Here is a 19,411-nt window from a genome sequence, read left to right as displayed (position 1 = left end):
TAAAAATTCGGTCGGTTAAGTGTTTAAATTGCGGAACTGAACACGACCGAGATGAAAATGCTGCTAAAAATATAAATAAAGCCGGGATAGGTCATTGCCACGGCTCTAAACGGGCGCTGAGACAGAGTAAGACTACCTCGGTAGCATCAGTCAGTGAAGCGTCAAGAATCACCTCGCCTTCAGGCAGGTGAGTATGTCAATCAGATAATTTTCTTGAGTAGTCAAACCCTGCTGTTTTTTATTGTCAATATCAGATTGATATTTTGTAGATTTTTGTATTCTTGCTGAGTTTCTAATAACTTCCTTTCCTTAAATCCTAGTTTAAATTTAATAATTTTCATGATTATTTATGAATAAAATTGAAAGTAGAGATGTTTCATGCAACATCCATACAAAAATTGATCACAAATATAGTAGGTTGGGTTGAGCGACAGCGTAACGCAAGTTCTAGGTTAGTAAAAGATTGATATTGGATTGATATTGGGCTGTTGTCAAGTATTGATCATGTTGGGTTTCGTTCCTCAACCCAACCTACTTTAATTTCCTATCTTCTTCTGCTACCAAAACCGGAAGAACGACGACTAGAAGAACGACCTCCACTACCAAAACTACTACCAGAATTGCGTTGGGTAGAGCTAGAATTACCAGAAGGTCTGAGGTTGCTACCACCAAAACCAGAACCGGAGGCTCTTCCGGTTGGGTTATTATTGGTTGTAGCGCGTCCTGAAGAGGAGTTTCTGATGTTTCCTGTGGTGCGGAAAGTAGTACGATTTCTTACTGCTGCGGGTGGTTCATTGTAGCGAGAACGATAATTAGCAACTGCTGAATCATAACTAGAACCATAACCACCATAACCGGTCATGACCCCACCGGGCTGATAAACGGGGGGAACATAGTATTGAGGTCTAAACAACATACTACCAATAGCTTGACCAGCGACGTTACCAGCTAAAGACGCAGCAAAAGGTGTCCAAAAGTTAGATTCTTGACGAACAATGACGGTTTCCTTTTGTCCGGTTTGGGGATTGGTTTTTGTCTCTGTGACATTATGGACGTACTCAAGTTTAAAGTCTTCTGTCAGATATAAAGCTGGCTGACCATTTTCTACTTTTAAGTAAGTTTTCTTACCGGCTTTGATTTCTTCCTCAGTTAATCTGGCCATTTGTAGCTTTTCTGTAGCAAAGCTTGGGGGGTTGTTGTTGAGTAAAAACAGAGTATACTCACCATTGGCATCGTTATATGTGCCTTGTTGTACTTGATACTGTCCATCATTTAACTTGGTGGGGGTAGCAGTTTGGCTAATACCCGGTTTTGCAGAATTAGCTTGGTTTTCACCTCCACAGGCTACAGTTGTTAAGCATAAAGTTAGGGCTAAACAAACAACTGTAAATTTACGCAGCATAGTCATAATCACGGTATTCATGTTTTGTGCGGATACTAATTACAGGTTAACAAATATAAGACTTAAGTAAGATTTAAGCTTCCCCGGTTTTCTAAACCGGGGATTTCTGAAGAGTCCACAAACGAACTTTCTTAGGCTGACTTAAACAACCTCTACTGATTCCGCTAAGATCAATTCCTAGCATCACCATTACTTTTCTCAAGATATTAGCAGCACCATTAGCATCTGCATTAATTTTGAATCCATCAGAAGTTTTATACACCCCACGACTAACTCGTTTCCCACTCGCTTTCCACCCCTCGGGTTTTTCACCGAATTTAGGCATATCATCACCGCCGAGAAACGATGATTGGGAAGTATATGATTCTTCTGTTTCAATAAAATCTATTCCGTATTGTTTACATAGTTGAGCAATACGGTCTTTTAATTTTGCTGTGGGAATTTGGACAAACTTCTGATTATTTTTAGCACCTAAGTCAATACCATCTTTCTGTCCTTTATTCCATCCAAAAACAATAGTACCAATTTTGTTGTCAATGCAGTGGTTAACGACTATCCTTGCGGCTTTATTTACTGCATTACGCATTTGTCGGTTTCTTTTTTCGGTAATAGCAGTTAATCTATTAGTCCAAAATCCCTGCGGTTTATCGCTTTTAAGTTTAGCTACCGATTTGTTGTACCACTGATTTAAACTTTTTAAATGAAGTCCATCAACAATAAATGATGTTCCTAGACTAGAAACACAGGTTAACCAGTTGTTTAGCCCATGGTCAATCCCTAAAACATTTTTCTTGTCAACATCAGACCTTACTTCATTTACTTGATAGACAAATTCCGCATAAAATTGTCTATTTCTAGGCAGAATGTGTACTTCTCTGATTGATTTAAAGTCAAGATTGGATGGCATTGGCAGATAAAAACAATCCATGTTAAACCATGCTTTAACTTTTGTTCCCAAAGGAAATCTAATCATCCCATCAATTAACTTTAATGACCTGCTAGTAAAAGTAGCCACGGTCATCACGCTTTTACAGTAATTAGGTAATTTTGGTTTCTGGGAAACTTCACCTTTATTCGCAGTTTTAATTAACCCAATGTACGACTTGAAAGATTCAGATACACTGGCCAATATTTGTTGGGAAGTATCAGAATACAATGCCTGGTAATGAATGTTTTTCTGATAAGTTCCTAGTTGCTTGTGCAAATCTGCTCTATTAGGAATACAACCAGTTTTAAAATACATCTGTCTGGAATAGTAAACACCGCAATTTATCAGCCTTTTAGCTTGTGTACAGACGTATTCTAAAATTGCTATTGTTGATTTATCAGATTTAACGAGAACTTGCTGACATCCGTACATTGTTCGACCTTCAATGTTTGTTGATTTAAAAAGTATAACTGAGGTATGATTCACTTGTCAAAAGATATATCGAAGATCCGCATTACGGTTAACTGTCACGGCGAATAAATTCGCCGTTGGCACTTCCTCCACTGTCTAAAGCTAAGTGGCTTGCGTGCCTTTTTTGCGATTTTCTTGTGATTGACGAATTATTCTTTTGTAGGGGTAATTCATCAATTATCCCCACTTTCCTGATCTTTTCCCTAAGTCCTGAAATAATTTACAATGGGATCAATTCGGGGTAATATTCCAATAGCTGATCACTAGAAAGATCATCTCCTAACTGAGCGGGTGAAAAATGCACCTGGATAGCGCGGAGTTTATGTTTGTAGTGTAAATTAATTAAAGCCTTTAAAGCAGCTTTAAAGGCGGGAATATTAGCTAAGTCTGTTTCTAACTCTGGAATTTCTCCCTCTGTGGCGACTATAATCATAACAATGACGTTACGGGTTGCGGGAAGTGATAAGGGCTGGTTTGAGGAAGTAGAACTAAAATCAAGATTAGCACCATATCTTTGGGCTGAGTCTGTGAATAGTTCATTGACGTAATCTCCTGCGTCCCCTTCGTTCCAAAATACATCACCTTCATTAGCAGCAGACAGCCAATATTCATCATATTGTAGCAGGGTTTGGCAAAGTTGCGCCAATTCTTCTCCTAAAACTTCTATATCACCATCAGCGTCAATTGCTTCCCTTGCAGCCCGATTCAAAACGCCTAAAATTGGTGCTACGTCAGATCCCCCTAAATGCAAAAATAAACGACAGACAACATATCTAGTTTTACCTATCATCCGATTAAATGTATCACGCATTCTTTGTCTCCTGCTAATTTGAGTAGATTAGTAGATTTTGTAAAAGTTCAAAATTATTTCTTTTCTACCAAATAACTAATATATGAAAATTCTGTGCTATAATCCACAGTCGCATTCACATTAAGCATAAGATATTCTGATGGAATAGATATATGATCATTATCATTAATGAATGTTGTTTAAATATTGTTAACTTTGGGAATTGGAGTCAAGTATTGAAAGTATAAATTAAATTATACATATTTACATATTTACAGGTGACAATGAAAATTGGTATTTTAGGTTTAGGATTGATAGGTGGTTGTTTGGGTTTCGATTTACGTTCTCAAGGACACCATGTTTTAGGTGTGAGTCGTCGTGAATCAACTTGTGTCAGGGCTGTTGAAATCGGTAGTGTGGATCAAGCTTCTTTGGATTTAAGCCTATTAGCATCAGCCGAAGTTGTATTTATTTGCACCCCTATAGGATTAATAGTTCCCCAAATTAAAGAGTTAATTGGTCATTTACCTAAGACTACTATTATAACTGATGTTGGTTCAGTAAAAACACCTATAGTAAAGGCAATTTCCCCTTTGTGGGAGAATTTTATTGGTGGTCATCCTATGGCGGGAAAGACAGATTCAGGTATAGAATCAGCACAGCGGAATTTATTTGTCAATCGTCCTTATGTATTAACACCCATAGAGACTACAGCTAGTCATGTTGTGTCAATTGTAGAAGAAATTGTGCGATCGCTTGGTTCGGTTATCTACCATTGTCAACCAGAACAACATGATCAGGCTGTGAGTTGGATTTCCCATTTACCCGTGATAGTAAGTGCCTCCTTGATAGCAGCTTGTTTAAGTGAAACAGATCTAGAAATTGCCGAATTAGCCCAAAATTTCGCTAGTTCAGGGTTTCGGGATACGAGTAGGGTGGGGGGTGGAAATCCAGAATTAGGGGTCATGATGGCGCAATATAACCGCCAAGCATTATTAAATTCATTATATCAATACCGGGAAAATTTAGACGAATTTATTCATATAATTGAGGGGGAAAACTGGGAATTATTAGCAGAAAAGATTAAATTAAATCGCCAAGCACTTCACAACTTTCTAGAATAGGGGCTGCTGAAAAAGTTGTAGGTAAGCTGTTACGCAGCCAAATTGTACAATCCTAGTATTGCTGAATTTTGTGATGCGGGCATCATTCTCGCCATGAGGTGTTGCTGTACAAATTAAATGCGTTACAGCTTAATAGCGATGTCTGCATTAATTGAATGCTATCGCTAATTCAGGAAAAGAAAGGTCCAAAAATGCTGATTAAAACTTAGGTCAAAGCTGAAATGGCTATCGCTTCGTTAGTTGAGACAACCTGAGCATAGGCAAAGCCAAGGGCTGACATAAAAGCACAGTGAACTTCTAAAGCAGGTGTAATATGACCATAGAATTCAAGATTTCTAGCTGCACAAGCATCGTGAGCAACAATACAGTCGAAACCTAAATCATTTGCAGCACGAGTTGTCGCATCTATACAGATATTACTCATAGCCCCACAAATCACTAATCTTTCCACCCCAGCATTACGTAAATCATCAAGAAGAGTAGTCTGACGAAAACCGTTCGGGAACTCCTTGATAATAAGCTTTTCGTTTTCCTGGGGTTTCACAGATTCATGAATCTCAGCGCCATAGGTGTCAACAACAAAAAATGGTGCGTCAGGATTCTTGGCAATATGTTGAATATGAAAAATTAATTGCTTTCTCTCACGAAAGGCATTCAGAAGCCTTCCAGCATTAAAAGCTGCTATATCCATGCCGACAAGTTCCCATTTACCACCGGGAAAATAATCATTTTCAATGTCAACTAGAACTAGTGCTGTTTTCACGTCATTATCTCCTTAAAATTTGACGATAACTCTCTTTTAACACAGAACTTATCAATTATCTATCTTCGTTTCCATCGGCTGATGATATGATCCCAGATTTTATTTTTACCAGATGTCCTCACCTTAACCCAGCTAAATTCTATATGACATTAACTTACAACTTGTAGATTCTTTAATAGATGAAAATATTTTCTCACCTTTAAAGATATAGGAGTCATAGCTGAGTGTTACTTGTTCTTGAAAGCCTATTTTCCGAAATAGATTTTGAGATGCAATTCCAGTGAGTTCAGAAATAGCCACAGAAAAATAGTTCAGTTTGGCTAACCTTAAATTCTCCCTGATTAAATTCGTAGCAATTTTTTGATTTTTGTATTCATCTTTAACCCCTAATAAAAGAATATGTAAAGTTTGAAATAATTCCCAGTAATAATATTGATATTTATCAAAATAACTATATTTTAACTCCTGTGACAACTTCTGAATTGCTGCAAATTTATGACTGATTTCCTGAATATAAGGGGGAATAGTCATCAAATATTCTGATATAACAAAACCAACAATAATTCCATTATCTTCCGTCGCAACAATAGAAAGTCTATCCACAATTGCTTTCCTCAAATAAGCTTCAGCTAATTGTCGAAATTCTTGATAATTTATCTGCAAACTTTTAGTTATCGGTTCATTATTCACAAATAAATTAGAGCATAAATCAACAGTTTGTTCAAAGTCCTGTGATTCAATAATGCGGAATTTTACCATTTTTTTACCATTTATAGATTATCAATAATTTCAGTATTTACAACACAAATCATTAAGGCTAAATAGCAAGGCTTGAAAAACCCAAATATTTAGCAATTTAAGTTTTATATTGTGGGCATATTTGCCCACAACCTATGTACAATCAGATGTAATTTAGCTCATTTAATCATTACATCTGTCTCTGATTATGTCATTTGATATGACTGACAAACCAGAAATACTAGTAGCAGAGATTAGTATTGTCCTGCGGACAGATCAATTACTTTCAAAGAGGGCTTTTCCTGAGTATGCAAATACAATTTCTCCTTTTTGCCTTCCTGCTCCAGTTCAAGGACAAATCTGTAATTATAAACACCAGGCTTTAAAGTGCTTAATACCGCTCCTGCCCAATAATAATAAACTGGGCAATAACGATGACGCATCATATCTGGACCTCCATAAACCTTCAACTCAGTGCAGATTTTGGTTTCAGAAAATTCCTCAGCGTCGCCTTCTTGTTGACTGTCTAGGAAAACAATGTTATTAATTTTTGGCATAGGTGGCCATGTTCCATCTGGTTTCTTTTCCATATCCATAGGATAGATAATCCAATTCAGAACCTGCCCTGGTTTACAGACAGTTTGTAAATGATCTGTTCCCTGTCCTTGCCCCCCGACGCTGTTGTCCATCATGTACAGGGTGTTTTTTAGGCTTCCCGTTCTCACAGCTTTATGAACGTCTATGACAGTGACTATATTCAGTTGCACTGAATTTAGCTGTCCAGGATTTTGCTTCTTGAAAGTAGACTTATCTGACATGGTTTTCCTCTTGCTTAGTTAAATTGTGATTCTTGGCAGTTTAGGCATCTTGACCCACAAGATAGAGAGGGGAAGCGGTGGCTATAGATTCTGCCCGAGTTCCCACGTTAAATTTGATGGTGTAGGGAACTAATTGCACATTCTCTTTCACCGTACCAGACCAGTAGGAGACATCAGTACCTTCATAAACCTTCTTTTCTGGTTCACAGTATTTCTTGTCAATGATGATTTCATCAATGGCAGCATAGGCTTCACATTCTAAGAATGTCACTGTCCAAACCAATACATCTCCTGCTGACACGATGGTTTTTAAACTTTCTGTACCATGGCCTGTAGAACCAGACGCTTTTTCGGTGTCTGTAAAATAGACTTGTCCGCTCAAGGAATCAGTTGCCAATGCTCCCACAACATCTATTACACTGGCGATCGTTATTGTTTTTGCCATAATCTGTCTTCCATTTTTTGAAATTGCGTTTGAAAATCAAGCATTTGACTAGGCTTTAGGGATTGGTAGGTATCCAATACCTGCATTTGTAAACCCATTTTTCTTGGGATCATTAGAAATCTTGATATAAGCATCATGGGTAAAATCTACTGGTACCCAAGCCCATGCTTGATTCTCACGAGATAGTTTGTACAACTGTATATGCATTGTGTAAGCATAGGTTCCTGGTCTAGATGTATCCACAGATGCAGCCCAGTACCAGCCATCTGTCACCATATCAGGAGAGCCATAGGCAGCAGGATAAATGATATTTTTATCAACTGCTTCGCCGGTGATGTTTGTAATGATGGGATTGAGAGAATTGATTTCGGGAATTTTCCCATCCACCTCAGTCACAAGGTTTCCTGTGACATCCATAATTTTTTGCCCAAGATGGCCAATGTCCTGACTAACATCACTATTTCTACTCTGAACTTGAGTCTTGACACCGACAGCTTTCGAGATCCTTTGTAGTTCCTCGACGACATCAGAGATATTTTGAGATTCGTCAGCACTAGCACCGGTCAGTCTATCTGCAAGGGCTTGTATCTCTTCAAGTGCCTTGAGATCGCTATTTTTCGACTTGTCTGATAGAAAGCTCTTGGGCAAGGTAGGGGGCAAAGAACCAACTCCATAGGGCAGCCAGTTCAAAACCTGCTCATTAGCTTGAGAACCATCACAGTAACTAGTGCCATTAATTGCAGAAATTAATTTGCCAGTGCCTAAACCTTCAGACCCCTGCAATTTCATGTTGTCGAACAGGTAAGTATTACCTTCCAAAGTGTTGGCTTCTATGGCCGCTGCCACATCAATCAACAATATTATTCCCAAATGTTGGCTCATAAAGATTCCTTTTTCTCTGAGTTTAAGTTTGTTTTCACTCTTCAACGCTTAGTTTCAACCGTCCATAAAGTCCTATCTTTACAGGGGTTTTTGTTGTTTTTTATCAAGCTGAGGTTAAATGCACTTCAAAGCAGGAGTATCTACATACATCAGACAGTTCTTGCCTTCATACATTTGCAACTCAAATCTATAGCGATAATCTACGCCAGGTACAAGATAGTATGGGACAATGCCAGACCAAACATTCAAATGCAGCTTATCGCTTTCCAGTTTTGTAGGGTCATCTGGAAGCGGTTCAACACTAGTACCATCTTGGTTAAGAAAGGTAATCTTTCTGATAGCTACTGGTGTCTGCAAATCAAGAGCTAAAATTGTCCACTGGATAATTTGTCCTGGGTGGCACAAGGTGACTAAATTGGTTGTTCCCTGATTGAGACTACCCAGAGGGCTATTGTCCATCATGCAAAGATTACCATTTAACAGCGTTCCACCCGAAAGTGATTCAATGACATCAACAACACAAAATATGCTGATCTTTGACTCCATAATTTTCCTCGTTATTTTACTTGAAAAAAAACAGTCGTTGACACCCCCCTCAAGTGAGAGGATTCTTGTTGAACAAAGCTAACCTGAAAAAGTTAAGGATTTGCCATTTACAAGCCTACTAGAATAATTAATCTAGGGTTCGGGCATGACATTCCCTACCTTATTATCCATATCCTGAGTCACATCAGGATATAGCTGACTTTAGAAAATATCTCTGATTAAAGGTACTTTACCTACTGGAGTCCTATAAATCTCTTCCGACCACTTTTTCACAAGTTTTATTTCAAACTTATACCCACTCTTTTCAGTGTAATATACATTAGCTTCTCCTATATTAAAAATAGATAAAGAGTGCATTAAAGATTGAATAAATAAACGCCTGATTCCTTCAATTCCCAGCATATTATCCATTCTGATAAACAAGGTTTTGATATCATCTACCGCAGCGATTAACTGCAAGGTCTTCGTTGTGCGATGGTTAACAAACTGCATTTCATGAGCTAGTGCTTCCAAGTCAAAAATACCAGCTGCCTTCAATTCATGACAGAGAGAAGCGTAAACTTGGGGAGCAGAATATTGTGTGTCGTTAATGTGAATAATATCTCCACTGCGACCTAAAAACTCAAATTGTTGGGTTTTTAATTCTGGTTTATCTATATTGGGACGACGTATCACCTTATCCCCCGATTTAAACCTCAGAAATGGTGCTTCATGGCCATGAAGTCGCGTCACAACCAATTCACCCTCCTCTCCGACTTTAACCCAACGCCCCTCACTATCCACAATCTCAACCAAATGTAACCCGGGAACGGTAGCCAAATAAGGAACTTCATGGCGCAACTGTAAGCCAATAGCTTCATTTTGAACTGTAGCAAAGTAACTCAAAATTTCCAGATTAGGATAAAGCTCTTTTAACTCAAGTTGTTTGCGATATGGTAATACTCCACTACCATACATTGCTACACGGAAACTTTTCCTAGCTTCTTCATGTAAACCAATACCAAGGTCACTCAGGATTGCTATACCTGCGGAAATTGCCATAATTGCCTTTGGACCGGGATAAGACATAATGTGGTGATAAACTTCCCTCATCACCGGACCTGCACCAAGATAGTTAATTCCGGGTATATTCTGTAAAACACCCCCAACCATTGTCCCGCTACTCCACATTTGAAAATCCGCTAAGGTGGTAGCAACCCACTTAGGATCATCCCCTGCTAGGTAATCAGCTAACATATGTTCGCCGATGAATTTACCAGCAATCTTGTAAGTATCTTGTAATTCTCGCAATGAGTAAACCATTTCCACTGGTAAACCAGTTGTAGTTCCACCACTGGCAACAATTTCAAAACCGCCATAACTTAAAGGAACAACTAAACCTGGTCTTGACCATGAGAACAACTCACCCATGGTGGTCTTATCAGAAATCGGTAATTGTTGCCATTCTTCAAAATTGCGGGGAGCTTTTTTTAAGCCTGACCTCTCAATCATATCTTTCCAAATAGGATTGAGCATGAGAGTATTTGTCATTTGCTGTAAACGCCGCAATACTAAAGCATTTTGAATTGTCTCTTCAAGTCCACTATATTCCGTCTCTAATAAACTTTCACATTTTTTGATTTTCTCAAAAAATGAAGGCAGTTTAACTACTTGATCAACTGATTTTGGTTCTAATTCATCAAGTGGAATTAATTTATCAATTAATTCTTCACTAGAAGTAGATACTTTCTGAGTTTCAGTATTCATGATCATTCCCCTCTCTTGATATTCTAACACTTTTTGTTCCCCTGCTCATAAAAGAATATAAAAGCAGCTTTTTGGCTGATTTCAGCCTAATTATTGAAACTAAAAATTTGTAGCTTTTTAAAATAGTCGCCTTTTAACTAAGTTCCGCTAATTAATTCCAGTCCAATTTTTCTAATTTCATCTAGTAACTCATGAAAGTGATGAGTATTAATTCTGTGATTCATGAAAACGACACGCAAAGAGTTAATTCCATCAATTTCTACCTTGGAGATGAAGAATTTCCCTCCTTCCCTAATTCTATTTCTAATTGCTAACTGAAAATCAGACAAGAGATTATCGCTCACATTGGAGGGTACATATCGGAAACAAAGGATATTCACCTCCGGTTGATGAATGGTCTGGAAATCTGGCTCGTGTTTGAGTATTTGATAGGCTTCCTGAGTCAACTGACACAAATACTCAATCTTATCAGCAAATATTTCCTTTCCATAAAGCGCCCATAATACCCACAAGTTCATGATTAGCGGTCTTTTAGTGCATTCAAAATTCTGTTCTGCACTATCGAATTGAGTATAGATATCAGGAACTTTTTCAAAGACATAACTAGCGTTCTGACGAAATGCGCCATAGCTCTTTTCCTTATTCTTATAGAAAAGAAGGGTACACACCCCAGGTAAAAACATCATTTTGTGAGCGTCCAAGACAAAGGAATCTGCCTTTTCAATTCCTTTTAATTTGTGACGCAACTGGTCAGAAACCAGCAAACTAGCACCATGAGCGCCGTCAATATGAAGCCAGATATTTTTCTCTTTGGTAATTTGTGCTAATTGATCAATTGAATCAAAAGCACCTACGGAAGTAGTTCCTGCTGAAGCCACCAAACAGAAAATCTTTAGCCCCCGTTTCTCTGCTGCTTCTAGGGTAGGACCTACCTGGTCTATACAAATTTGTTTTTTCTGATTAATTGGTAAACGGATAATTTGATTTTCTCCGATTCCCATAATCCCCGCAGCCCGACAAACGCCATAATGTGCATCTTCACTCACAGCAATGGCCGGACGATATTGATCCCCCAATGCAGAAATCCCTTCTGACCAAATCTGGGGAAATTTTTCGTTTCTAGCTGCTAAAAGAGCGGTTAAATTACCCAATGTCCCCCCGGAGGTGGTCACCATGGCAAAACTATCGGGACTCCAACCAATAAATTGGTTAAACTCATCGGCCATAATCCGCTCAACTACGTTCGGTAACTGCCCCGCTTCATAGAAGGAGGACGGTTGACTGACTATGGAACTAATTAAATCAATCAGACCAGCTAAGGGAATTACACCCGAAAATTGTCGCCCCATGTAACCGGGTGAGTACACTTGTATTCCAGTTTTAATATATAAGTCAATAATTGCTTCTAGCTTTTCCTGATTGCATAAAGCCCTATCCTTCTGTCCCTGATTCATGATCTCTTTTGCTGTTTGGGACAAGTCATAAGGATTACTCAGTGCCAGTCCTCTGATTGATGAGTCGGCTAAGTATTTTTCTAATTTGGATACAACAATCTCAGCACTTTCCCGAAACAATTGATCATCAAAAACACCCTCCTTGGTGATCAAGCTCTCGGTATCTGTATCTATATACGGCATAACTATTCTAGTCCTAACCCTAGTCTTTTTATGGGTAATGAATTTTTTTTGAGTATTTTTAGTAACCCTTTTGTAACTTACATGACAATTGTCAACTTGTCAATCATATTTACCAAATATTTCACTAAATAAATGTAAATATAGTCACTAATGCAAGATATCAGATGTAAAAAAGCTAACTAATGCTCAGTGGCTACTAAACTTTTTTTACGGTTTAGATTTAAGCGGTTAAGAGTCCGTGACAAGCTTAATACACTTACCTCATACGATATATAAAAAATAGCAGTCTTTTCTAAAAAGAAGATTAAATTATGGGAATTTACCTAAATATAAACTTTGATTACAAAATATAGACAAAAACTACCACCCTATGATTTGGCTACCATCAATAATACTCAGCAACCGTAATCAAAAGATCCCCGACTTCTTTAAGAAGTCGGGGATCTATATCCTGAACATGATTACAAATGCAGTTGATGAAGCAAATGATGAGTCACAGGTAAACTGTCTACCACCATCCCTAAACACAACAGCATCATGTAGGAAATGGAGTATAAAAATAACTCCCGCGCTATGGTTTTATCTTCGGGATTTTGCAATAAACGCCAAGACTTATGGACAAATATACCGCCTAAAGTCAAGGCAATAACAGCATAGACAATACCACTAGCGTGTAAGGGATAAAACAGCAATATAGTAGCAGTAACAGTAATTACCGTATAAAACCAAATTTGTCGTACCGTGGCTTGATCCCCTGCCACCACAGGTAACATTGGTATCCCTACCTTAGCGTAATCATCACGAATCATTAAAGCCAAAGCCCAGAAATGGGGAGGTGTCCACAAAAAGACAATGGCAAAAATTAACCAAGCTGCCCAACTTAAAGTATCTGTCACCGCAGCCCAGCCAACTAAAGCGGGAATTGCCCCGGCAGCACCACCAATGACGATATTTTGAGTGCTATGACGTTTGAGCCAGTGAGTATAGACTAAAACATAAAAGATGATGCCAGAGAAGGCTAAAAATGCGGCTAGGAGATTAGCAAATATTGTGAGGAGCGTAAAAGAAAGTACAGCCAGAACGATAGCAAAAATTAAAGCATCACGGGGTTGTACCTTACCAGAAGGCAGAGGACGGTGGCGTGTGCGCTCCATATCATAATCTATATCTCGGTCATAGATACAGTTAATGGTTTGGGCGCTGGCTGCGGCCAAAGTCCCACCAATCATGGTAATAATTAACAACCAAGGATCTACCTCTCCCTGGGCAGCTATCCACATACTTCCAGCAGTAGTGATTAATAGCAGGGGGATAATTCGGGGTTTGGTTAACTGGTAGTAACTGTGAACGACTTGGAGAAATGTGTCGTGCTGACGACGAGAGACATTAGTCTCAATCATGTTGGGCTTTTTCCTTATTTTTCAAGAACTGGTCAGCAAACCGCTTTTTGGTAGAAATATGAAGATGTGGCTTTATGGATTTGGGCTGTGAGTGGGAGTGAATGAATCCCGCAGTGATAAAACTGTAAATACCACCAAAGTACCGAGTAAAGTTGCACCAATAGCTTGGTGAGAAACAGTGAGAGGTTCAACTTGTAAATGTAAGCGGAAGGTAGCCACACCCAATAAAAGTTGTAAAATCAATAAACCACCCGCCATATTGGCCAGTTTCCGTAAAACAGGATGTAGTGCTGGTGTGCGCCAAGAAGTTAACACCACCGCCAAAGTAGCTAGAGTTGGGGGTAATAAGCCAAAAATATGACTGTACATGACATTACAAAGTTGTTCACCTGCCAAACACTGGTGTAAAGCCCAGCGAGAACCCACTAAAGCACCCAGTAGACTTTGTAAGTAGACACAAATGGCAGCAGTTAAACTCAGTATGGGTAATTTACCCACTGTTCCCGTTCCTTGATAAGAGGCCAGACTTGTACCGATAATTAACAAAGTGGTGAAAAATAGCAGTGCTGTTCCCAAATGGGCAGTAACGATATCAAACCGCAACAATTCAGTTACAGTCAGTCCTCCCAAAATCCCTTGCAAGACAATTAAAAATAAGGCGAATGTAGAAGCCCAAGGTAGCCACTTGGGTAAAGAAAGACGATGCCACCAAGATAAACTACAAAGGGCGATCGCACTAAAGCCAATTAAAGCCGCATCTAGACGATGAAACCATTCCAAAAACACCTGGAGATTCATTTGCTGGGCTGGAACTAACTCCCCATAGCATAAAGGCCAGTCAGGACAAGCAAGTCCAGCATTCATGACGCGGGTGGCGCTGCCTATAGCCATCAAAATTAAGGTGGCTATGCAGATTTTCCACACCAAGCGACGAATCATATCCTGGGGCTGTTGTCTAACTTTTGCCGCTTGATTTTGTGGTTCTAAGACAAATTCGTTCATTAACAATACCTTGAGACTGCTTGTGCTGTGAAGGGTGGGAAATTTCGTATTTTGATTTAGTGCCAATCTCCATTCACCCTAACCTACAGGTCAGAATGTAGAAATCGGCTTTCCCTTATACTTTGGATCACTTTAGCTAGTTTTAGCTGTAAGATTTTGTGCTGTTTTGCAGATAGGAACAGGGAAGGAGGGGGAAAAAAGTTAGGATTCAACCGGATAGAAACATTGATAAATGGGAATTTATGGGAATTTTTCGGCTAAATTGCCATTTAATCTGGGGACGGATAACTTATCTCCCTTGTACTCAAAATTGTGATCCTAATCCAAAAAATTAATAAAGATTTCGGACCAGCGCATACTATATCTCATACCCTGCATTACCTTAGTAAGTGGGGTCACTTTTGTCAGTGAACAAAACCTACGCCAAATATCTCCCAAAGCCTCTCTCTTTCGTGATCTTCGCGTCTTTGTGGTTCATTAGGGCGCGGTGCGTAACTCAAGGTTGAAGTAACTTGAAGATAAATTAGTTAATTGATAAAAAATCCGCCATGAAAATTCCAAGTACAATCTGGACATTACTCATTGGCATTGTCCTCACCCTCACAAGTCTCTGGTACGGTCAAAATCACGGTCTGTTGCCTACAGCGGCCTCCGATGAAGCCCCCTTGGTAGATGGTCTATTCAATGCCATGATGACTGTTTCTACAGGCATATTTTTGATTGTTGAAGGTGTTTTAATTTACGCCGTTGTTAGATATCGTCGTCGTGCTGGTGACAATGAAGATGGTCCAGCAATTGAAGGTAATGTGCCTCTGGAAATCCTCTGGACTGCGATCCCCGCAATTATCGTTATCGGTATTTCTGTCTACAGTTTTGATGTATACAGTAACATGGGCGGCTTTGATCCCCATTCAGCCCATGCAGCACCCATGATGGAAGAATCCATGAATATGCCGGGAACGGCTATGGCCGCTACCTTAAAGGAAGCATCTGTACAAGTAGCACAATTAGATAATAATTCCGATACCGTTACTAAACCAGCGGAATTAGTTGTCAATGTGACTGGACTCCAATATGCTTGGTTATTCACCTATCCAGCCACGGAAGTGACAACCGGTGAACTTCATTTACCCATTGGTAAAACCGTAGAAATTAACTTGACAGCTAATGATGTCATCCACGCGTTTTGGATTCCCGAATTTCGGCTTAAACAGGATGCTATTCCTGGTAGACAAACAAATTTGCGTTTTACTCCCTCAAAAACAGGTGAATATAATTTAATTTGTGCTGAATTGTGTGGACCTTATCACGGGGTCATGAAAAGCCCAGTAGTAGTTGAGACACAAGAGGCTTTTGATCAATGGATGCAAGAACAATTAATTGCAAGTAAGGATATACCCAATCAAACGATGGCTATGAACGCTGATAAATTCCTTTCTCCTTATATTCAGGATATGGGCATTAATTCAGAAATTTTGCATCAAATTAAGTAGGGAATTACAAAATACAGCGAATATAATTCATGGCTACACAAACAAAGTCCACTTGCGTGGACTAATGAAAAATTAAGTAATTTAAACCACGCATCATCTGGGTTTGGACTGTGTAGAAGTGGTTTTCATCGCCCATTTAACTTCTTTAAAATATGACACAAGCACAATTAGAAGAAACCGATTACAACCACAATCATACTGAAGAACATAAAGAAAGGCATTGGCGAGATTTTTTTGGTTTTAGTACAGATCATAAGGTGATTGGGATTCAATACTTGGTCACTTCGTTTATTTTTTACTGCATTGGTGGCGTAATGGCTGATTTAGTGCGGACAGAATTACGCACTCCAGAAGTAGATTTTGTCACACCAGAAATCTATAACAGCCTGTTTACACTCCATGCCACAATCATGATTTTCCTGTGGATTGTGCCAACGGGAGCGGGATTTGCTAACTATTTAATTCCGCTGATGATTGGGGCCAGAGATATGGCATTTCCTCGCCTCAATGCTGTGGCTTTTTGGATGGTTCCCCCCGCAGGTATCCTACTAATTGCTAGTTTAGCCGTAGGTGATGCCCCTGATGCCGGTTGGACTTCCTACCCCCCCCTGAGTTTGGTAACGGGCCAGGTGGGTGAGGGTATTTGGATTATGAGTGTGTTGCTTTTGGGAACTTCTTCCATTTTGGGGGCGATTAATTTTCTCGTCACTCTTGTGAAAATGCGAGTTCCTAGCATGGGTATCTATCAAATGCCCTTATTTTGTTGGGCAATGGTGGCAACTTCTGCACTAGTATTAATATCTACGCCCGTATTAGCGGCAGCTTTGATTTTACTGGGTTTTGATTTGTTGGCCGGAACAACGTTTTTTAACCCCAGTGGCGGGGGTGATCCTGTTGTTTATCAACATATGTTCTGGTTCTATTCCCACCCAGCAGTTTACATCATGATTTTGCCTTTCTTTGGGGCAATTTCGGAAATTCTGCCAATTCACGCCCGAAAACCGATTTTTGGCTATAAAGCGATCGCTTTCTCATCCCTAGCTATCAGTTTCTTAGGTTTAATCGTCTGGGCGCACCATATGTTTACCAGCGGTGTCCCTGGTTGGCTACGGATGTTTTTTATGATCACTACCATGATCATCGCTGTACCCACTGGGATTAAAATTTTCGGTTGGTTGGCAACTATCTGGGGTGGTAAAATCCGCTTCACTAGCGCCATGTTATTTGCCATTGGCTTTTTAGCAACTTTTGTGATTGGTGGTATTAGCGGTGTGATGTTGGCCGCAGTTCCTTTTGATATTCACGTTCACGATACTTACTTTGTAGTGGCACATCTCCACTATGTCTTATTCGGTGGTAGTGTGTTAGGCATTTTCGCGGCCATTTACCACTGGTTCCCGAAAATGACGGGACGGAAAATGAATGAATTTTGGGGTCAAGTCCATTTCGCTTTAACCATGGTTGGTCTCAACATGACTTTCTTACCCATGCACAAACTAGGATTAATGGGTATGAACCGTCGTATTGCTGAATATGATCCTAAATTCACCGCTTTGAATGAAATCTGCACCTGGGGATCTTATATATTGGCCGTCTCCACCTTACCATTTATCATTAATGCCGTTTGGTGTTGGTTCTATGGCGAAAAAGCTGGTAATAATCCCTGGCAAGCATTAACTTTAGAATGGATGACTAGTTCCCCTCCTAGTATTGAGAATTTTGAAACTCTACCAGTTTTGACTACTGGCCCTTATGATTATGGGGTGAGTAAGGAACGAGTTGAAGTTGAACCCGTGTTAACTCCCCAAATTGAATCAGCACTTTAAAGAGAAAATTTGGCGTTGCTAAATAAAGGAATTTTTTCTCCCAGAGGCGCAAAGGTGCGGCGGGTAAGAAATAGGGTCTTTTGATTTACCTGAGTTCAGCAACGCTAAAAACTTTTAACCCATTACCCATTACCAATTACCCATTACCAATTAAATAATTTATGCAAAGTCAAATTATTGACGCGACTAATACTGAGTTAAATCATCATCAATCAGTTTCTGGTCACGAAGCACACCCAGATCATCGTTTGTTTGGTCTGTTTATGTTTTTGGTGGCTGAGGGTATGATTTTTATGGGTTTGTTTGGTGCATACCTAACTTACCGTTCTACTATTCCTGTCTGGCCACCAGCGGGAACTCCAGAGTTGGAATTGTTGTTACCCACTGTGAATACTTCTATTTTGATAGCTAGTAGTTTTGTTATGCACAATGCTGATACTGCTATTAAAAAGAACGATACTAAAGGAATGCGGCTGTGGTTGGCAATTACGGCACTTATGGGCGCTGTTTTTTTAGCGGGTCAGGTTTATGAATATACTCATTTAGAGTTCGGTCTGACTACTAATTTATTCGCTAGTGCCTTTTATGTTTTAACCGGTTTTCACGGTTTGCACGTTACTATCGGTGTTTTGGCAATTGTAGCAGTTTTGTGGCGATCGCTTACTCCAGGACATTACAGTAATAAAAATCACTTTGGCATTGAAGCGGCGGAAATTTACTGGCACTTTGTAGATGTAATTTGGATTGTTTTATTCGGGTTACTCTATTTACTCTAGGTATTTATTACTTAGTTGTTCACTCCACTTGAATAACCCACAGTCCCCCCCTTGGGGGTTTTTTTATTTGTACTGGTGAATAAGTATATATTATTATATATTATATATTTTGTTGGGTTTCCTTGGGTCAACCCAGCCTACAAACTGGATTAAAAATTTAAAACAAATGAACTCACAGAAACTACAACCCAGAGAATCATTAAATAAAGCCTTGCTCAAAATCAATCCTTTTAGAAATGATATTGAAACTTTCAAAAAACATCTAAAAAACCTAATTGCAAAAATTAACGAATCTGAATCAGAGGAATTTCATAAAAACCTGATTGCTGACTTTTTAAAGAACACATATTACAGTTCTAATCACTTTATTAATACTCAAGGACGAAATGACCTGGTTATTCATAATGGTCAAGACCCTAAAACCAGTGTTGGTGTAATTTTAGAAGTTAAAAAATTAGAAGTTAAAAAGCCGACGAATAAAAGCGAAATGCTCAAAATTGATAATTTAAATACTAAAGCATTTCAGGAATTAGTTTTATATTTTCTCAGAGAACGTTTAACCGAAAAAAATCTAGAACTGAAATATTTAATAGCAACTAATATTTACGAATGGTTTATTTTTGA

Annotated in this window: 18 protein-coding genes and 1 pseudogene; 6 read left to right on the top strand and 13 right to left on the bottom strand. The window is 39.1% G+C overall.

The window, feature by feature from the left end; genetic code table 11:
* Positions 1 to 191 (top strand): zinc ribbon domain-containing protein (locus H6F39_RS18550; protein WP_190397193.1); only part of this gene is annotated, 191 nt, incomplete at its 5' end.
* Positions 192 to 544: 353 nt separating this feature from the next.
* Here the strand turns inward: H6F39_RS18550 and H6F39_RS18545 are convergent.
* The 3 genes from H6F39_RS18545 to H6F39_RS18535 all read right to left on the bottom strand — a co-directional run bounded on the left by H6F39_RS18545 (position 545) and on the right by H6F39_RS18535 (position 3,612).
* Positions 545 to 1,414 (bottom strand): hypothetical protein, encoded by an 870-nt coding sequence (locus tag H6F39_RS18545; protein WP_137909437.1) that lies wholly within the window; start codon positions 1,412 to 1,414, stop codon positions 545 to 547.
* 79 nt (positions 1,415 to 1,493) lie between these two features.
* Positions 1,494 to 2,762, bottom strand: a complete 1,269-nt coding sequence (locus tag H6F39_RS18540; RefSeq protein WP_190397192.1) for an RNA-guided endonuclease TnpB family protein — start codon at positions 2,760 to 2,762, stop codon at positions 1,494 to 1,496.
* Between the two features lie 259 nt (positions 2,763 to 3,021).
* On the bottom strand, positions 3,022 to 3,612 hold the full coding sequence (locus tag H6F39_RS18535; RefSeq protein ID WP_137909422.1) for a DUF1517 domain-containing protein: 591 nt from the start codon (positions 3,610 to 3,612) through the stop codon (positions 3,022 to 3,024).
* Positions 3,613 to 3,875: 263 nt separating this feature from the next.
* Here H6F39_RS18535 and H6F39_RS18530 point away from each other — a divergent pair, with 263 nt between their 5' ends.
* Entirely contained in the window at positions 3,876 to 4,715 is an 840-nt protein-coding gene (locus H6F39_RS18530) for a prephenate/arogenate dehydrogenase (protein WP_137909423.1), read from the top strand.
* Between the two features lie 205 nt (positions 4,716 to 4,920).
* On the opposite strand, the gene H6F39_RS18525 is transcribed toward H6F39_RS18530, so the two are convergent.
* From H6F39_RS18525 to H6F39_RS18480, 10 genes are all read right to left on the bottom strand, one after another.
* Complete coding sequence (locus tag H6F39_RS18525; RefSeq protein WP_137909424.1) at positions 4,921 to 5,478, bottom strand: cysteine hydrolase family protein; 558 nt, start codon at positions 5,476 to 5,478, stop codon at positions 4,921 to 4,923.
* Between the two features lie 132 nt (positions 5,479 to 5,610).
* Complete coding sequence (locus H6F39_RS18520) at positions 5,611 to 6,237, bottom strand: GNAT family N-acetyltransferase (RefSeq protein ID WP_190372745.1); 627 nt, start codon at positions 6,235 to 6,237, stop codon at positions 5,611 to 5,613.
* A 233-nt stretch (positions 6,238 to 6,470) separates the two neighbouring features.
* Positions 6,471 to 7,034 carry a hypothetical protein gene (locus H6F39_RS18515; RefSeq protein WP_137909426.1) on the bottom strand — a complete coding sequence of 188 codons (564 nt, stop codon included), beginning with the start codon at positions 7,032 to 7,034 and terminating at the stop codon, positions 6,471 to 6,473.
* Positions 7,035 to 7,074: 40 nt separating this feature from the next.
* Positions 7,075 to 7,479 (bottom strand): hypothetical protein, encoded by a 405-nt coding sequence (locus H6F39_RS18510; RefSeq protein WP_137909427.1) that lies wholly within the window; start codon positions 7,477 to 7,479, stop codon positions 7,075 to 7,077.
* A 48-nt stretch (positions 7,480 to 7,527) separates the two neighbouring features.
* Positions 7,528 to 8,361, bottom strand: coding sequence for a hypothetical protein (locus H6F39_RS18505; protein ID WP_137909428.1), 834 nt, complete (start codon positions 8,359 to 8,361; stop codon positions 7,528 to 7,530).
* A 114-nt stretch (positions 8,362 to 8,475) separates the two neighbouring features.
* Entirely contained in the window at positions 8,476 to 8,907 is a 432-nt protein-coding gene (locus H6F39_RS18500) for a hypothetical protein (RefSeq protein WP_137909429.1), read from the bottom strand.
* Positions 8,908 to 9,108: 201 nt separating this feature from the next.
* Positions 9,109 to 10,653 carry a hypothetical protein gene (locus H6F39_RS18495; RefSeq protein WP_137909430.1) on the bottom strand — a complete coding sequence of 515 codons (1,545 nt, stop codon included), beginning with the start codon at positions 10,651 to 10,653 and terminating at the stop codon, positions 9,109 to 9,111.
* A gap of 137 nt (positions 10,654 to 10,790) precedes the next feature.
* Positions 10,791 to 12,290: an aminotransferase class V-fold PLP-dependent enzyme gene (locus tag H6F39_RS18490; protein WP_137909431.1), complete on the bottom strand. Its 1,500-nt coding sequence runs from the start codon at positions 12,288 to 12,290 to the stop codon at positions 10,791 to 10,793.
* Between the two features lie 461 nt (positions 12,291 to 12,751).
* Positions 12,752 to 13,690 (bottom strand): heme o synthase, encoded by a 939-nt coding sequence (locus H6F39_RS18485; RefSeq protein ID WP_137909432.1) that lies wholly within the window; start codon positions 13,688 to 13,690, stop codon positions 12,752 to 12,754.
* A gap of 72 nt (positions 13,691 to 13,762) precedes the next feature.
* Complete coding sequence (locus H6F39_RS18480; RefSeq protein WP_137909433.1) at positions 13,763 to 14,692, bottom strand: heme A synthase; 930 nt, start codon at positions 14,690 to 14,692, stop codon at positions 13,763 to 13,765.
* Positions 14,693 to 15,240: 548 nt separating this feature from the next.
* Here H6F39_RS18480 and H6F39_RS18475 point away from each other — a divergent pair.
* The 4 genes and pseudogenes from H6F39_RS18475 to H6F39_RS18460 form a co-directional block, all read left to right on the top strand.
* Positions 15,241 to 16,185: a cytochrome c oxidase subunit II gene (locus tag H6F39_RS18475; RefSeq protein ID WP_137909434.1), complete on the top strand. Its 945-nt coding sequence runs from the start codon at positions 15,241 to 15,243 to the stop codon at positions 16,183 to 16,185.
* A 152-nt stretch (positions 16,186 to 16,337) separates the two neighbouring features.
* Positions 16,338 to 18,011, top strand: coding sequence for a cytochrome c oxidase subunit I (ctaD, locus tag H6F39_RS18470; RefSeq protein ID WP_137909435.1), 1,674 nt, complete (start codon positions 16,338 to 16,340; stop codon positions 18,009 to 18,011).
* Positions 18,012 to 18,172: 161 nt separating this feature from the next.
* Entirely contained in the window at positions 18,173 to 18,787 is a 615-nt protein-coding gene (locus H6F39_RS18465) for a heme-copper oxidase subunit III (RefSeq protein ID WP_137909436.1), read from the top strand.
* A gap of 166 nt (positions 18,788 to 18,953) precedes the next feature.
* Positions 18,954 to 19,411: pseudogene (locus tag H6F39_RS18460) on the top strand (type II restriction endonuclease); the annotation flags it as partial.

The organism is Dolichospermum sp. FACHB-1250 (assembly GCF_014696335.1).
Classification (GTDB): Bacteria; Cyanobacteriota; Cyanobacteriia; order Cyanobacteriales; family Nostocaceae; genus Dolichospermum; species Dolichospermum planctonicum.
Note: the sequence above shows the minus strand (reverse complement) of the source record. Positions and strands in the feature narration are given on the sequence as shown.

Excerpts from the sequence above, each read along its gene's own strand:
- H6F39_RS18540 (WP_190397192.1), bottom strand. The coding sequence starts at position 2,762 with ATGTACGGATGTCAGCAAGTTCTCGTTAAATCTGATAAATCAACAATA.
- H6F39_RS18535 (WP_137909422.1), bottom strand. The coding sequence starts at position 3,612 with ATGCGTGATACATTTAATCGGATGATAGGTAAAACTAGATATGTTGTC.
- H6F39_RS18530 (WP_137909423.1), top strand. The coding sequence starts at position 3,876 with ATGAAAATTGGTATTTTAGGTTTAGGATTGATAGGTGGTTGTTTGGGT.
- H6F39_RS18520 (WP_190372745.1), bottom strand. The coding sequence starts at position 6,237 with ATGGTAAAATTCCGCATTATTGAATCACAGGACTTTGAACAAACTGTT.
- H6F39_RS18515 (WP_137909426.1), bottom strand. The coding sequence starts at position 7,034 with ATGTCAGATAAGTCTACTTTCAAGAAGCAAAATCCTGGACAGCTAAAT.
- H6F39_RS18510 (WP_137909427.1), bottom strand. The coding sequence starts at position 7,479 with ATGGCAAAAACAATAACGATCGCCAGTGTAATAGATGTTGTGGGAGCA.
- H6F39_RS18505 (WP_137909428.1), bottom strand. The coding sequence starts at position 8,361 with ATGAGCCAACATTTGGGAATAATATTGTTGATTGATGTGGCAGCGGCC.
- H6F39_RS18500 (WP_137909429.1), bottom strand. The coding sequence starts at position 8,907 with ATGGAGTCAAAGATCAGCATATTTTGTGTTGTTGATGTCATTGAATCA.
- H6F39_RS18495 (WP_137909430.1), bottom strand. The coding sequence starts at position 10,653 with ATGAATACTGAAACTCAGAAAGTATCTACTTCTAGTGAAGAATTAATT.
- H6F39_RS18490 (WP_137909431.1), bottom strand. The coding sequence starts at position 12,290 with ATGCCGTATATAGATACAGATACCGAGAGCTTGATCACCAAGGAGGGT.
- H6F39_RS18485 (WP_137909432.1), bottom strand. The coding sequence starts at position 13,690 with ATGATTGAGACTAATGTCTCTCGTCGTCAGCACGACACATTTCTCCAA.
- H6F39_RS18480 (WP_137909433.1), bottom strand. The coding sequence starts at position 14,692 with ATGAACGAATTTGTCTTAGAACCACAAAATCAAGCGGCAAAAGTTAGA.
- H6F39_RS18475 (WP_137909434.1), top strand. The coding sequence starts at position 15,241 with ATGAAAATTCCAAGTACAATCTGGACATTACTCATTGGCATTGTCCTC.
- ctaD (WP_137909435.1), top strand. The coding sequence starts at position 16,338 with ATGACACAAGCACAATTAGAAGAAACCGATTACAACCACAATCATACT.
- H6F39_RS18465 (WP_137909436.1), top strand. The coding sequence starts at position 18,173 with ATGCAAAGTCAAATTATTGACGCGACTAATACTGAGTTAAATCATCAT.